Raw genomic sequence first — 14,473 nt, forward strand, 5'->3', positions numbered from 1 at the left:
AGTGAACGTGAAAGTACAATATGGCCATCCAAAATGGCGCGAGCCGAGTCAGCAATTGGGTCTTGTTGGTCATCCCCTTCCGTTAAAACGGTATAAAAAGCGGTAATTGACCCACCATTTTTCCCATTCCCTGCACGCTCAACTAATGCTGGTAATTTGGCAAATACAGAAGGTGGATAGCCTTTCGTTGCTGGTGGTTCCAATTTCCCGTTGTGCCATGCTGTAGCGAGTGAGTGAATCCATAATCAACAGCACACTTAAACCTTTATCGCGAAAATACTCAGCGATACGAGTGGCATAAGAGGCGCCTTGCATGCGCAATAGAGGAGACACATCGGCTGGCGCTGCAACGACAACGGCACGTTTTAAGCCATCAGCCCCTAAGATATTTTCAATGAAATCTTTGACTTCACGACCACGTTCACCAATCAACCCGACTACGATAATATCGGCTTGTGTAAAGCGTGCCATCATGCCAAGTAATACGCTTTTACCCACACCAGAGCCAGCAAATAGCCCCATACGTTGGCCGCGACCGACGGTTAATAATGCATTGATTGCACGAACACCGACATCCAATACATTACTAATAGGCGTTCGTTCTAATGGGTTAATTGGTGGGGTAATTAATGGCGCGCGTGTTTTTACCTCTAAGGGGCCTTTTCCATCTAATGGATTACCTTGGGCATCAAGTACTCTGCCTAATAATTCATTACCAATAGGGAGTAAGCGGCTAGTTTGCCCGTCATCACCGGTTGATTGTGCATAAACACGGGCACCCGGGGCGATCCCCTCGAGGTCGGCTAATGGCATCAATAACATTCTTGGGCCGTTAAAGCCGACGACTTCACACACCACTTCATCTGAGCCACCATTAATTGAGCGTTCAATAAAGCAGGTTGCCCCCAAAGGCATTTTAATGCCTTCGGCTTCCATCACTAAGCCAGTGATTTTTGTGAGGCGGCCATAACGACGCACCATCGGGATCCCTTTCATCCGCGATTCTAAATCGTCCAACGAAGCAATCCAGCGTCCCAATCGTGCCGTCATGAAAAGCTCTCCGGTGCATATAAACGACACAATTCTTGCCAACGTGTCGCCACAGTCATATCAATTTCACCGTCTTCAGCGACGACTCGGCAGCCACCGATATGCAGTTTAGGATCAGCGACTAAGCGCCAGCCGTTCAAGTTGAGTAGGGAACCGAGGTGCTGTTCAATCAATTCAAAATGATTTGGGTTGATGTGTAGTTCAGGCTGCCCAGTAAAAATCGGTTTTTGTTGGAGTAACTGGCTGATTTCCTCCAACAATGCGGTGCCATCACAAACGGTGGATTGACCTAAAACTTGCTTAGCCGCAGTCAACGCTATCTGCAACAGTTTAGTGGTCACCACCGTATCAAAGGTATCGAGCGAATAATTGAATTCAGACAGCAGTTTTTGCCATGTTTCAATCACAGGTTGTTGCAAAGCAAGTGCCTGCTCACGCCCTTGTTCTTCTCCAGCTCGTAAGCCTTGCTCAAAACCAGCTTGGTAACCTTCTTGCTGGCCTTTTTCATGCCCTTGTTGGTAACCCGTCCGCTGTGCATCTTCCTTGATGTTATCGAGCAAATTAATTTGCTCTAACACTTCTTTTGGTTCAAGGCACGGGACTTTTGGCGCTTCAGGCTCAGGAACATCACTTAATGCAGGAATGCCTGAGTTGAGATCCCATTGATTAAGCTCACGAAGCTGCCAAGGCTGCCATTGGTCATTTGGAATTGTTGACTTAGACATAGACGTCGTCTCCACCACCTATCGCGATTTCGCCTTTTTCGACTAAACGACGAACGATAAGCAAAATGGCTTTTTGTTCGTTTTCCACTTGAGACATACGCACAGGAGAACGTGATTCCAAATCGTCGCGCACGATTTCTGCAGCGCGAGCGGCCATATTGTTGAGGAAGTGGTCGCGTAGTGCTTGGTTGCTGCCTTTGAGGGCAATAACCAGCGAGTCTGTCGAAACATCCTGCAAAATACGTTGAATGCTGCGGTTGTCCACCTCGATAAGGTTTTCGAATAGGAACATTTCGTCAATAATACGTTGAGCAAGCTCACCATCGTAATCACGCATTGCATCGATAACGCTTTCTTCTTGCTGGCTTTTCATCAAGTTGATGATTTCTGCCGCAGTTCTCACGCCACCCATTTTGCTGCGTTTGAGGTTTTGTCCATCCAGTAAGTTGTTCAACACTTCGGTCAACTCCGCCAATGCAGCAGGTTGGACACCACCAAAGGTGGCGATACGTAGCATAATATCGTTGCGTTGGCGCTCTTCGAATAATTCGAGGACATCCGCTGCAAGATTGCGTTTTAAGTGAACCAAAATAGTGGCGATAATTTGCGGATGTTCATCACGGATAATATCGGCAACGGTTTGGGGTTCCATATAGTTGAGGCTTTCGATCCCTGACGTGGTTTCTTGTTTTTCAAAGATGTCCTCAAGTAAGCTTGCGGCGCGTTCTTCGCCAAGTGCTTTCACCAATACAGAACGCAGATAGTCATTCGTGTTGATATTGAGTGCCGCGAATTGAATCGCTGACTCTTCAAATTCAGTTAATACTTCTGCCAATTCATTATTTGAGATTTGGCGCATGTTTGACACTGCCATACTCAATTGCTGAACTTCTTTAGGATTCAGGTGCTTAAATACTTCCGCAGCCTGGTCTTCACCGAGCGTCATTAACATCACGGCACTTTTTTCTGTTCCACTTAAACTCATTGGGATTTTCCTAACCACTGACGGATAACCATTGCCACGATTTGTGGGTCTTTTTCTGCCATTTCACGGATACGTTGGCTTTGGATCTCAGCACTAACACGTTGACGAGTCAGGCGACGGCGTGTTTGCTCATCCATTTCTTCATCAATCGCTTCATCAACCACGAGCGGTGTTTTCAGTTGTGTGGCAACAAAAACCTCGGCTTCAGCTTGGGCTTGTTGTGCTTTTCGGTATTTAACCCATTGAGGTTTGATACCGAAACGCCACATAAACCAAGCAATAATGGCAATAAGCAGTATTTTTCCGTAATCCAGTAACTGAGCAATAAATTGTGGGCTTTCAAGTAACGAAGGTGCTTCTTCAACCGGAGCCTCATTGGTAAACAATGAATTAGTAATGTTGAGAGAATCCCCACGTGCAGTGGAAAAGCCCATTGCTTCGCGTGTCAATGCTTCAATTTGTTGCAGCATCTCTGGTGGCAATGGCTTCATTTCTGGACCATTTTCACCATCTTGTGAATGGTAATTGACAATAACTGCGACCGAGAGCCTATCGACGACACCAATTTGCCGTTGAGTGTGACTAATTTTGCGATCTACTTCGTAATTTGTGGTTTCATCGCTTTGCGAGTTCGAGACGCTATTACGGTTATTCGCCGTTTGAGCGCCATCTTTATTGTCTTTATTGGTTTCAATAGGTGCACTTGGTGCACTAACGGGTTGATTTGAAAGCGCACCTGGCACTCCACCGGTTCCGCCATTGTTATTTTGCATACTTTGGCTGTTTTGGCGGGAACGAATAGCCGCACTATCTGGCGTTTGGTTGGGCTTATATTCCTCTGAAGTTTGTTCGACTTTCGAGAAATCCATTTGCGCGGTGACTTGGGCATGAATATTGGCACGACCGACTAACGGCGACAGAATATCTTCTATGCGCTGTTTGAGATGAGACTCCATCTCTTTAGTCATTTTGATTTGTGCGCTGTTTGCCGATTGCTGGCTATTATCGTTATTGGTGAGTAAGCGACCCGCTTGGTCAACAATAATGACATTACTAGCGGTTAGGCCTGTTACGCTACTTGATACCATATGGACAATGGCGCTGATTTGCCCTTCATCAAGCATTCTTCCCGGTAGTAAACCGACCGTCACAGAAGCCGTTGGTAGCTTTTGCTCACGCACAAATAAGGTGGGTTTAGGAATTGCTAAATGCACCCGAGCACTTTGTACTGGGCTTAGGGACTCAATAGTACGAGAGAGTTCACCCTCTAATGCACGTTGGTAATTGATTTGCTCACTAAATTGGCTGATACCGAATTGTTCTTTATCTAATAATTCAAAACCAGTATTGCCACCTTTAGGTAAACCTGATTGAGCGAGCTTTAAACGTAATTCATGCACTTTATCTGCAGGAACTAAAATAGCGCTACCATTATCAGCAATTTGATATGGCACATTCATCTGAGTTAGCTGGCCAACAATATCGCCACCATCTTTAGCACTTAAATTGCTAAGAAGTACACGGTAGTCAGGGCTGCGTAGCCAGAGGAGAAGGGCGACAATAATTGAAACAGCCGCAGCCGCCGCAATCATTAACGGTATTTTAGGATCAGCTTTAATCCTTTCAACTATAGAGGCAAAACCCTTTTTGGCCTCCCCCGTGTCTTTAGATGCGGCACTCATAAATATTCCCTGCTTGGCAGACTACTAGACGGATGAAAATACTTTTGGTGAAACAATGTTATTTCCCTCTTCGTAACGTCACTTTTTCACTTTGCTATTATTTCTTGTTTTAAGGGGTTCTAATGACGGAATCAGCCTATAAAATTGGTGTTATTTATCGGCTTCAAGTTAAAAAGGGTGTGATAGGGTAAGCTAGCCAATATAGGTTAGTGAAAAATTCACATTAATTTAATAAGAAGAGAATCGAATGACAGTTCAAGCGATTGAAGGGGTTATTTCACAATTAAATGTCGTGGCAACCCAAGCCACTAACCCAATTAAACCCGTAATAGAGCCAGTTGGATTTGCTGATCACCTAGTTGCTTCCGTAAATCAAATTAATAAAACACGTAATGATTCAGCTAAGCAAGTTGAAAACTTCACGTTAGGAAAGCAAGATATTTCCTTAAATGACGTGATGGTTGATATGCAAAAAGCAAGTTTAAGTTTACAAATGGGAATTCAAGTACGTAATAAGCTAGTGGCGGCGTATCAAGAAATTATGTCTATGCCAGTATGATTTTACTATCTATTTGAATGTAATAAATTAATTGATTTTTTAGTACTCTGTTGGGAAAGTAATGGGGTAATTTTTTATTGCCAATAATAATCGGTTCGCATATTTTAATTCGATGATTGAGCATAGGAATAACAGTATGAAACGATTTATTGATAAGTATTTTGTTATGGTTTCGTTCGTTATTGTTGGATTATCATTTGTATTTGCTGGTGGGCTTCCGTTTGACCCAACTGAAAAAAGTAGTCAATCATAACTGTAATGGATTACAAGATTTAAAAGCTGCGTGATGCGGCTTTTTTGTTATCTTAAATCCTACTTTATATATTGTTATTGTGAATTATCAATGGTCATTTTACCAAAGTAGTATCCAAATAATGATTTAGATAAATGATAAATATCGGTATCATGATTAAGTGTTTTTACTTAATTACTGTATTGGAAAAATAAAAGCCATTATGAAAGTAATCTCTTCGCTATTTTGTCTATTTTTAATTACGGGTTGTACATTTACGCCTTCTTTCGAGCCTGATAAACCAACATGGCCAAAGCCGCATAAAGACGCCCGTTCATCCGAACAAAAAAGAGCCGATAGAGAAGCGGTACATGAGCAACAGCGAGCGGTGATGAGGGGTGAAAGGCCTGATTATGGTGTTTTTGATAGGTACTAAACCTGAAGATGTGCTTTCTTTTAGGTTCGGATAAATAGCAAACTATTTGTTTCTTGAATTGATGTGAAAATAAAATTTGCCATTTGGTTATAAGTGTGGCTTAATATGCTACTGGTTTGGAAGTACAGGCCTATTTATGTTAGTCAGTTTTAAGATGTTCACCATTAAGCGTTATCTCAGATACCACTTCATTGCGAATTCCTTCTAATTAATTCCCATAAGTACCACAAGAACAAACCGCAACATGCCTTATGGCAATTTTAAAAAATTAAAGGAAATTCTATGTCTAATACAATGACTGGTACAGTAAAATGGTTTAACGATGATAAAGGTTTTGGTTTTATCACTCCTGCAGACGGCAGCAAAGATGTATTTGTTCACTTTTCTGCAATCCAAAGTGATAACTTCAAATCATTAGCAGAAGGCCAACAAGTTTCATTCACCATTGAAAATGGTGCTAAAGGCCCTGCAGCAGCTAACGTTATCGCTAAATAACGATAAACGAATCGCTAAGCATTCAAAAACCTCGCTAAATGCGAGGTTTTTTCGTTTTATCGTCTGTTATCTTCAATAAATATAGAGTTAATATTATAAAAGTTGTTTGATAAAATAATTCGCACCATCACGAATTGCTTCATCTGATATTTGCATCATGCGAGAGTAATGTAAGAAAGCATGCAAAGTTCCTGGGTACATTTTATATTCACAAGATATATTGTTAGCGTCGAGTGTTCGGAACAAAGCCAAGCTATCATCTAATAGAGGGTCAAATTCTGCACTAGCAATAAAGCAAGGTGGAATATCATTGGTTAAGTCATTATTGAATAAGCAGTAATAAGGGGCTTCTCTATCACCATTTTCCCCGAGATAGGCATTATCATAATTTTCTAAGTCTTCTTTTTGTAACCCATCCCATTCCCCACCATATAGCCGCCGACTGATTGAATCCTGTAAGCCATAAAGCCCATACCACAATAAAACGGATTTAATATTGGCACTTTCTATAGTGTTATCACGCAACCAAAGTATAGAAGCAAGAGATAACATTGCGCCAGCTGAGTCACCTGCAAAGCCAGTTTGTTGCATATTGATATTATGCTCTGCGGCATTTTGTTGATAATACTGGTAAACGGTGGATATTTCTTCAATGGCTTGGGGGTAACGAGCTTCAGGGGATAACGAATAATCTATTCCAATAACGGTACAGCCTGAATAACAGGCTAGTAACCGCATTATGCGGTCATGAGTTTGTAAATTACCTAAAATAAACCCGCCTCCGTGAATATAAAATAAAGTTGCTGGTGGTGACTTCAGGGGTTGAAATAGACGAGTCAAAATATTGCCATATTGAGTTGGTACTTGAATATCGTAAATATTGTGCATCATTGGCGCTTCTGCATTCCAATATTTTCTATCTTCAATATACGCTTGTCGCATTCCGTAATAGCTGGTGTCAATAGGGGAAGGGGATGGGTTTTCTGCATAAAATTGCATTACAGATTGCATTTCAGGTGAAATGTGGTCTAACACATTAATTTTATTTTTCGGGTTCATTATGCTCTCCTAGCTGGATGGCTCCCATTGTAAAAGAGAGGCATAATTAAATTGTGATCCTGTTAGCCAATATTAAAATGTTCTGTATTTCAAATAGAGTAAGGTTTAGGAATTTATAGGCTCTTTAATTTATATACCAAACGGCGAAACTGTCACCGTTTGGTATATATGTCAGTTCTAGTCGAGGTAGCTAATATTTAAGGATGATGGTTGTTAGCCATCATTTAGCTGCTCTTTGTATGGCTTCGCCACCTGCTTCTATATCTTCACCAACACCTTTGGTGGTGTTGCATGCGCTTAAAGAGAATACGACAGCTAATGAACAGGCTAAAAAGCAAATTTTTTTAATCATATCTTCTTCCTTTCATTACATTCAGTTATAGGTCTTAAGATATTCTTATTCAAGTATAGCAGAGGAATGAAAGTGTGTTTTTCAAACGATTCTGATTTTACGTTCTAGCCATGTAAATTTAATTGGTTTATTACGCTTTTATTTCACTTTTGATTAGTTTAATAGTCTAATTTATCAATTAACAAAAGAAAAACATATTGGTACTTAGAAATGGTTTTACTTTTTTATTGATAATATAAGGATGCAGAAAAATCTGAATTTCACTATATGACTATATTAAAAAGAATTAATTCGACTGATGTTTGACCAGTTGTATAAGCTTTATTAATCTAAATTGGAATTTCAAGTCCGAATTTTATCATTTTATTAACAAACTTATCATTATTATATTTGTGGGTATAAGTAAGGGTACTTAGTTTGATATTCGATTAATTACTAGTTAAATCAAAATGTTATATATTGCTGTTAGACAATTTTAATGTAATATCGAATCTGTTTGAAATTCCCTTGGTTTCATTGATTTATTTAAACCGCCATATTGGCGGTTTTTTTTAGTTTTTATCCGATAAGTACTTTTCAAATAACCAAAGTCCACTTTTTTTCATTGCAAAACCAAATAGCACACCGATGAGTAGTGATTGCATCGTTACCAACCAAGCACCTTCAGTCGCAAAAATAGTACAGGTGCCGACAAAAGTGCCCGGTATATAAGAAAGCCACTGCTTTTTGGCTTGCATACACATCAAAAAGGCAACAATACCCGTCAGGAAGTACCCAACAAAATGAGGTAAGTGTTGCAGGTAGTCACCGCTATGCAGGATCACCAACCCCCAAACCACGCCGCTACTGACGGTTAGTGCAGTAATACCTAGTCCTTTAAGCCCATCTTTGGGGTAAGCAAAATATGCGGTACAGCCTAAAAATCCGGCCCAACCGATTAACCCTAAGCTATCTGCAACCCAAGCCCATATACCAGAGAGAATGGCGGTTGTTAAAGAAAGAGAGAATAATAATTTCACAATTTGTACTTTACGTTATGGTTATTTGTTAACAATGAGATTGGTGAATGCCTGTTAGTCCACCAGTTAGTTACAAAATCCACTCGTTACAAAAGCAATTAATTATAAAGCTAAGTTGTAACGATTCAGCTATCTTGTTATTCAAGAACCATCTAGAGAGTTTCAAGTATTGCTAGAGGGGTAACTGACTAATAATATGATAGTTATCTGTATTGCAGTGGTACTGGGACCGTGTAAAGCAGAGCATTGTATAGACCCAAAGTAAATCTGGCAATCTGTATACGATGATTTATCTGTATTAACTTTATCTTTTTGATAATAATTAATTGTATGTAAATTTAGTGTTAAATAAATAACTTAAAATATAAATATTAATGTTGATTGAGTTAATAGCTGATGACTTTTTTACTTCAATTTAGCCTCCTCACCCTGTAGCATGAGATAAATTGATTAGTGAGGTGAGAGTATGAAATGGATGATAGCTGGGGTTGCTGCGTTGCTATTAGTAGGGTGTGATACCACATCGACCGCACCATTTGGCTTAAACTGGGGGCAAAGTATGGATAGCATCAGTTTTATTAAGGCGGGGAAATGCCAAGCAAATGGCAGTAAAACAGTTTGTACTTTTGGGCAGCAAAAACCTTTTAATGATTGGAGCTATGAAAACCAACTAACTTTTGATGATGGTGCACTCATTCAAGTTGCCACTACACTTGTTGGGGTTGAAGATTATACCTCGCCAAAACCAGATTTTACGGACTTCCAACAAAAGTTAGAAAATGAAATGGGTTATTTGATAAAGCAAGGGCTTAGCCCGCAAGTTGCCAGTGGATTTCTCTCGAAATGCCAATCTGAAACCAGTTGTAATAAAGTAAGTGAGTCATCGCTAACTCATGTCGGTATGTCTAATCTTTGGGTTACCATTAACCCAACACCAATTGCGATTGTGACTTATCACCAAGATTAATTACAACGCAGAGCTAGTTAATTTAGATATTGGCCGATTAGGGCGATTAAAAATAGTACCAATGTATCATTGGTACTATTGGTTAATGCTTATAAATTATTTATAAAGGTTATATGAAAAATAGGGGCTAGATAGTTACCAACCGAAGGCGACGCCCGCTCCGATAACGGCAGAATCAGAGTTATTCCAAGAAACAGAACTGCGTAAGTTGATATTTTCTTTTAGTTGATATTGAGCCCCAGCAGCGATCGCAGAGCCATTTTTGTAATTACCTACGCCAACACCGGCACTAAAACGGGTATTTGTTGCATAAGGGATATTGCTCATTGCAGCAACGGATGCGATACCAGAATTGGCTTCTTGGGCTCGTTTATCTATTTTGCTATCAAGCTGGTTGACCCCATGGTCAAATTTATTTTCTAACTTTGTGAATTTAACTTCGTTCGCTTTTTGTGTTTTGGCCGCGTCACTTTTTAGGGTTTTTATTGACGAGGTGTTTCCAATAACTTTTTTATCAAGATTCTGAATATTGGTATTTAATTGTTCGGTGACTTGGTCCGCCGCATTTACACCAATTAATGCACCTTGTACATATAATTCAACTTCTTTTAATTTTGAGTCAAACGCATGGTGCTCTATTTCTTTATCTTTTTGTATTGATGTGATTTGGTCATTAATTAAATCAGTGTTACTTTGTATTTTTTCGGCATTTTTATCTTCAAAATACAATACTTCATCTTGCAATTTGTTTAAATCATCTCGTATATCTTTCGTTTCTAATTTAATATTAAGATGCCTTATATTTAATTTTTCAATGTCACTACCGAAATTTGAGTTCATCTGGTTAATTTCGCTATCAATCTCACCGATTTTTTTATTGATAGAAATGATTCTTCTAGTATTATTATTAACACCTAGAGTATTATTACTAATCCCTTGTGCATTGATATCGCTTAATGTTTGTGCGGTCTTTGGATATGTAGTGTTGGCTACTGCAGTGTAAGACAATCCGCTGAGTAATATGGCCGCTAAATAACGAGCTAATGCTTTCTTTTCCATGTGTTAATTTCCGTATTATATTAAAAATATTATCTAAAGAAGAATGAAGAGGGGTTTTTTTTCTCAACTTATTTATAATAGGGTCATTTTTCTGGCAGGTAAAATCGATTTTTTAAATTATATTTATTCGGGATATTCGTGTTTGATTGGAATAAAGACAGTGATATTTATATTGTAAATATATATGGTTTTTTTAAATTGATTAAATTATAAGATAAGCCACTTATTATTTATTTTATATTAATTTGAAAATAATTTGAATGTGGCCCAACTGTATTTTTATGATGAAAAAACATAAAATTAAATATCCATAGGCAAATAACTGCGACTAGCCGATAAAAATAAAAACAGTTGGAAACCTACAAAGGAGCACCATTTTTCTATTTTAGATGTTTTTTTCCAAATAACGTGTTATTTTTCTGTGAAATTTTATGTACCTTGTGTGGCATAAGGGTTTAAGCTAAACAGCTTAGTGATAATTTATTGATGTTTAAAGTGAAATTTTCTTTCGGATTAACAATGCCATTTTTTGCATGTTGTTGATGAAATAGAAAGACGATAATATTTTATCTGTTCGTCATACTTCACTGGCAGAGTTGTGATGGCAGTTAGCGGCTATCGAATATCGCTACTGCCGCTTAAAATATTTTGAATTATTGATATTTGAATAAAAGTAATCGAATTTATAGGGTTTAAATTATGGCAGTAAGAGAAATTATTGAAATTCCAGATGAACGACTGCGTATTAAATGCAGCCCAGTGACGGATTTCGCTGCGGTACAAACCTTAATCGACGATTTGTTAGATACCATGTACAGCACGGATAACGGCATTGGCCTTGCTGCCACGCAAATTGCTGAAACTAAATCCATTATGGTGATTGATATTTCAGAAAACCGTGATGAGCCCATGGTATTTGTTAACCCTGAAATCGTCGAAAGTGAAGGGGAAACCAGTTATCAAGAAGGGTGCTTGTCTGTGCCGGAAATCTATGCGGATGTAGACCGTTTCCTGCGCGTTAAAGTGAAAGCGTACGATAGGCACGGTAAAGCGTTTGAAGTGGATAGTGACGAGTTTTTAGCAATTGTCATGCAACATGAAATTGACCACTTACACGGTAAAGTGTTTCTTGACCACTTGTCGCCGTTAAAACGCAATATGCTGTTGAAAAAACTGAAAAAGCAGCAACGTCTAAAGCAGCAACAATAGGCTGTAATCCCGAAGGGAAGAGGGTGTCAGGCTTGTTGGCCTGACACTTAAATTCATTCCATGGGGCGAACGACTAACGGGGTGTCTGGCTCATCAAATTGGCCATAGCTATTATTGAGTACCCGTTTTTGGTCTAATTGCTTAATTTCTTTGCTTAAAAAGTTTAAATGCTGTTGTAAATATTCTTTAGTAACGCGTTCATTTTCAATAATTTTATGCAATAACTGAATAAACTCTTCAGTTATTGGCTGCTGTTTTTCGAACGCTTGCGTTAACTTGGTGAGGTTTTCCACCGCAAGGACATATTCTGTCTCTCGGGAGACCAACGTCTCCCATTCCCCGGATTGCGCTAAGGCAACTAAATTTTCACTTAATACTAAGACATTACGGTATATTTCATGTAAATCGATAGGATTTTTATTGTCCACCTGATTATCTTTCATCCACATTTGCACCGATTTGTTGCCACGCAGAGGCGATATCGGAGAGTAATTGGTAAACTTCTTGGACATAAGCCACGTTGTTTTCGAGGTTGGCACGGAGTAGCTGCATAGTCATATACTCATACAAACTTGCTAAATTTTCTGCAAGTTCGCCGCCAGCTTCATAATTTAACGACTGCTTTAACCCAGTGTCAATGATGTCGATAGCTTTTGAGATTTCTTTACCTTTTTCCGCCACCTTACCTTGCAGCATAAAAATCTCCCCGCGTTTTAGGGCACTAAGGGCCCCTTTAAACAGGATTTGGATCAGTTGGTATGGGGTCGCATTGGTGATTTCACTCTCTAAATCGACCTGTTGATAAGCTTGCTGTGCGTGTCGTTGATACATGTTTTTAACCTAAAAGTATTTATTAGCCTAATAACCGGCCTAAAGAATTCGTTGTACTATTGAGCGAACTCATCATTTTATCGAGGTTTTGGAACTGACGGCGATGCATATCCATGGTGTTTTCGATTTGTTTATTGGTCTGCTCAATACGTTTGTCTAAGCTTTTCTTTTTCTTCTGAATACCATCAGTGGCATTGTGTAATGAGCCATCTTTTGTATCTAAAGTCCCTTTTAAAAAGTTAAAATTTTCAGTGCCAAAACCCGTTTTTTCACCATCACCGGCAAAAAAAACTTTGACACTCGATGGGTTCTCTTTGAGGGCTTTATCCAGCAACTTGTTATCAATTTCTAAGGTGCCATCTGTTTTCTGTTTGATCCCCATTTTATTAAGCGTATCGATTTCACCACTATTTTGTGGTGAACGAACTTGTGTACGTAGGGTGCTTTGAATAACGCGCAGAGTAGAATCACCGATTAATGGCCCATTGGTTTTATCTGGGGTTGTGCCGCGTTCATTTGGTGTATATTTGGTGAGTTCTTTGGCTAAAGTTTGGAATTCATTATAGGCATCTACCCATGCTTTAATTTTACCTTTAGCGGGCTCGATATCCTCTGAAACCATTAAATGGTCAGCTTTATTGTCTTCGCTTTCTTTTTTCAGTGTCAGCGTTAAGCCAGGGAACAAATCTTTGGCTTCATTGGTTTGAGACTCAAGTTCGAATCCATCAATAGTTAAATGTGCATTCTGGGGGGCGACTTTCTGCTCCATGCCAATGCTGGTAGGGTTTTTCAGCACGACATTTTTACTGGCATCTAACTCTGATTCAACGTTTAAGATTGCAGCCAGTTCATCATCACCTTCAACATTAATGCTAATACGGTTATCTGTGCCTTCTTTTTTAGATGTTACAACAAGGTGATATTGTTCATTTTTATCTTTAATGACGGAGGCTGTCACGCCTTTATCGGTTTTATTAATGGCCTCTGCCAGCTCAATTAAAGAAGTACTCTGGTTATCCAATTTGATAACGATTTTATCTTTTTCTTCTTTCTGTGAGGGTTGGGTAATAGTGATAGTCCGTTCTTTGGCACTACTACCGAGCAATTCTTTATTATCAGCGTGGCCTTTAGTAGCGATAGTTTGTGCTTTAGCAAGTTGCGTCACTAACACATCGTGAACACCAGCTACGGCTTTACCGTCAGTTTTCACATCAAAGGCTTTATATTCACCAGTGACTTTGGTGGTGCTGATATCGCCGTATTTTTTTAAGTCCTCGGCAGCTTTTTTCAGTTTCTCTAATGATGACTGCATTTTGCCATAGGCGCTAATTTGCGCGTCATAGCTGGCTTTTTGTGTAGTTAATGGATCAAGGCGACGACGCTCCATTGCCTCAATTTGGTCCATTTGCACATTTAAATCTAAGTTTGCCCCGATACCGAGAGTGGATATTCCTGCCATGTTTTCTCCTATTCTATGTCTGTGACATAAACTCTGAAATAAAATTTATTTAGAGTCTTATCGGCAAAACGGAGCAAAATTTTAGACTATTCTGAAAAAGAGTAATGGCGAGAGCTGATGAGGTAAAAGCCGTTAATTATCACTATTGAAATTAAATAATAAGAAAATTAATAAAAACCAATAAGTTTGTTAAAAAAAACGGTATTAAAAGCGGGTTGTAAAGCCATTTTCCCCCTTGCAGATAAAAATTTTCATCAAAAAGCCTAAAGGGGACTTTTTTGTAGCCGATAACCTAGTTGCTGACGAAATTCATCAAGTTAAGCATTTTGGCTTAACGCATTAATTTGAATAATA

General features: G+C 39.1%; 15 protein-coding genes and 1 pseudogene. 5 read left to right on the forward strand and 11 right to left on the reverse strand.

Annotated features, from left to right (window positions below):
* Nucleotides 1-11 precede the first annotated feature (11 nt).
* From SJ312_RS02065 to fliF, 4 genes and pseudogenes are all read right to left on the reverse strand, one after another.
* A pseudogene (locus SJ312_RS02065) lies at nucleotides 12-1,050 on the reverse strand (FliI/YscN family ATPase); the annotation flags it as partial.
* Entirely contained in the window at nucleotides 1,047-1,775 is a 729-nt protein-coding gene (gene fliH / locus SJ312_RS02070) for a flagellar assembly protein FliH (RefSeq protein WP_110591526.1), read from the reverse strand. The gene fliH and the pseudogene SJ312_RS02065, both read right to left, overlap by 4 nt.
* Nucleotides 1,768-2,760 (reverse strand): flagellar motor switch protein FliG, encoded by a 993-nt coding sequence (fliG, locus tag SJ312_RS02075; RefSeq protein ID WP_004255600.1) that lies wholly within the window; start codon nucleotides 2,758-2,760, stop codon nucleotides 1,768-1,770. Before fliG ends, fliH begins: the two co-directional genes overlap by 8 nt.
* On the reverse strand, nucleotides 2,757-4,442 hold the full coding sequence (fliF, locus tag SJ312_RS02080; protein ID WP_004255597.1) for a flagellar basal-body MS-ring/collar protein FliF: 1,686 nt from the start codon (nucleotides 4,440-4,442) through the stop codon (nucleotides 2,757-2,759). The genes fliG and fliF overlap by 4 nt, the downstream gene beginning before the upstream one ends.
* A 247-nt stretch (nucleotides 4,443-4,689) precedes the next feature.
* Here fliF and fliE point away from each other — a divergent pair, with 247 nt between their 5' ends.
* The 3 genes from fliE to cspA all read left to right on the forward strand — a co-directional run bounded on the left by fliE (nucleotide 4,690) and on the right by cspA (nucleotide 6,164).
* Nucleotides 4,690-5,001, forward strand: a complete 312-nt coding sequence (gene fliE, locus SJ312_RS02085) for a flagellar hook-basal body complex protein FliE (protein WP_004255594.1) — start codon at nucleotides 4,690-4,692, stop codon at nucleotides 4,999-5,001.
* A 455-nt stretch (nucleotides 5,002-5,456) separates the two neighbouring features.
* Nucleotides 5,457-5,669, forward strand: coding sequence for an AAA family ATPase (locus tag SJ312_RS02090; RefSeq protein ID WP_071585855.1), 213 nt, complete (start codon nucleotides 5,457-5,459; stop codon nucleotides 5,667-5,669).
* A 282-nt stretch (nucleotides 5,670-5,951) separates the two neighbouring features.
* Nucleotides 5,952-6,164 carry an RNA chaperone/antiterminator CspA gene (gene cspA / locus SJ312_RS02095; protein ID WP_036957846.1) on the forward strand — a complete coding sequence of 71 codons (213 nt, stop codon included), beginning with the start codon at nucleotides 5,952-5,954 and terminating at the stop codon, nucleotides 6,162-6,164.
* Between the two features lie 93 nt (nucleotides 6,165-6,257).
* Here cspA and aes read toward each other — a convergent pair whose 3' ends face one another.
* The 3 genes from aes to SJ312_RS02110 form a co-directional block, all read right to left on the reverse strand.
* Complete coding sequence (gene aes, locus SJ312_RS02100) at nucleotides 6,258-7,223, reverse strand: acetyl esterase (RefSeq protein WP_164565358.1); 966 nt, start codon at nucleotides 7,221-7,223, stop codon at nucleotides 6,258-6,260.
* Nucleotides 7,224-7,443: 220 nt separating this feature from the next.
* Nucleotides 7,444-7,575: an entericidin A/B family lipoprotein gene (locus tag SJ312_RS02105; RefSeq protein ID WP_004255580.1), complete on the reverse strand. Its 132-nt coding sequence runs from the start codon at nucleotides 7,573-7,575 to the stop codon at nucleotides 7,444-7,446.
* A gap of 551 nt (nucleotides 7,576-8,126) precedes the next feature.
* Complete coding sequence (locus SJ312_RS02110) at nucleotides 8,127-8,594, reverse strand: DUF1097 domain-containing protein (RefSeq protein WP_140170700.1); 468 nt, start codon at nucleotides 8,592-8,594, stop codon at nucleotides 8,127-8,129.
* A gap of 466 nt (nucleotides 8,595-9,060) precedes the next feature.
* Between SJ312_RS02110 and SJ312_RS02115 the strand changes: the two genes are divergently transcribed.
* Nucleotides 9,061-9,561, forward strand: a complete 501-nt coding sequence (locus SJ312_RS02115; protein WP_319866834.1) for a hypothetical protein — start codon at nucleotides 9,061-9,063, stop codon at nucleotides 9,559-9,561.
* Between the two features lie 135 nt (nucleotides 9,562-9,696).
* Here SJ312_RS02115 and SJ312_RS02120 read toward each other — a convergent pair whose 3' ends face one another.
* Nucleotides 9,697-10,620: a YadA C-terminal domain-containing protein gene (locus SJ312_RS02120; RefSeq protein ID WP_243750203.1), complete on the reverse strand. Its 924-nt coding sequence runs from the start codon at nucleotides 10,618-10,620 to the stop codon at nucleotides 9,697-9,699.
* 699 nt (nucleotides 10,621-11,319) lie between these two features.
* Here SJ312_RS02120 and def point away from each other — a divergent pair.
* Nucleotides 11,320-11,829: a peptide deformylase gene (def, locus tag SJ312_RS02125; RefSeq protein WP_004255567.1), complete on the forward strand. Its 510-nt coding sequence runs from the start codon at nucleotides 11,320-11,322 to the stop codon at nucleotides 11,827-11,829.
* Nucleotides 11,830-11,882: 53 nt separating this feature from the next.
* Here def and fliT read toward each other — a convergent pair whose 3' ends face one another.
* The 3 genes from fliT to fliD are packed head-to-tail and all read right to left on the reverse strand — an operon-like array spanning nucleotide 11,883 to nucleotide 14,119.
* Nucleotides 11,883-12,272 (reverse strand): flagellar protein FliT, encoded by a 390-nt coding sequence (gene fliT, locus SJ312_RS02130; protein WP_004255564.1) that lies wholly within the window; start codon nucleotides 12,270-12,272, stop codon nucleotides 11,883-11,885.
* Entirely contained in the window at nucleotides 12,262-12,660 is a 399-nt protein-coding gene (fliS, locus tag SJ312_RS02135; RefSeq protein WP_004255561.1) for a flagellar export chaperone FliS, read from the reverse strand. Before fliS ends, fliT begins: the two co-directional genes overlap by 11 nt.
* 22 nt (nucleotides 12,661-12,682) lie before the next feature.
* Nucleotides 12,683-14,119: a flagellar filament capping protein FliD gene (fliD, locus tag SJ312_RS02140; RefSeq protein WP_319866836.1), complete on the reverse strand. Its 1,437-nt coding sequence runs from the start codon at nucleotides 14,117-14,119 to the stop codon at nucleotides 12,683-12,685.
* Nucleotides 14,120-14,473 lie beyond the last annotated feature (354 nt).

The sequence above is a fragment of the Providencia sp. CIM-Carb-044 genome (assembly GCF_033901115.1).
In the GTDB taxonomy this organism is placed as follows: domain Bacteria; phylum Pseudomonadota; class Gammaproteobacteria; order Enterobacterales; family Enterobacteriaceae; genus Providencia; species Providencia hangzhouensis.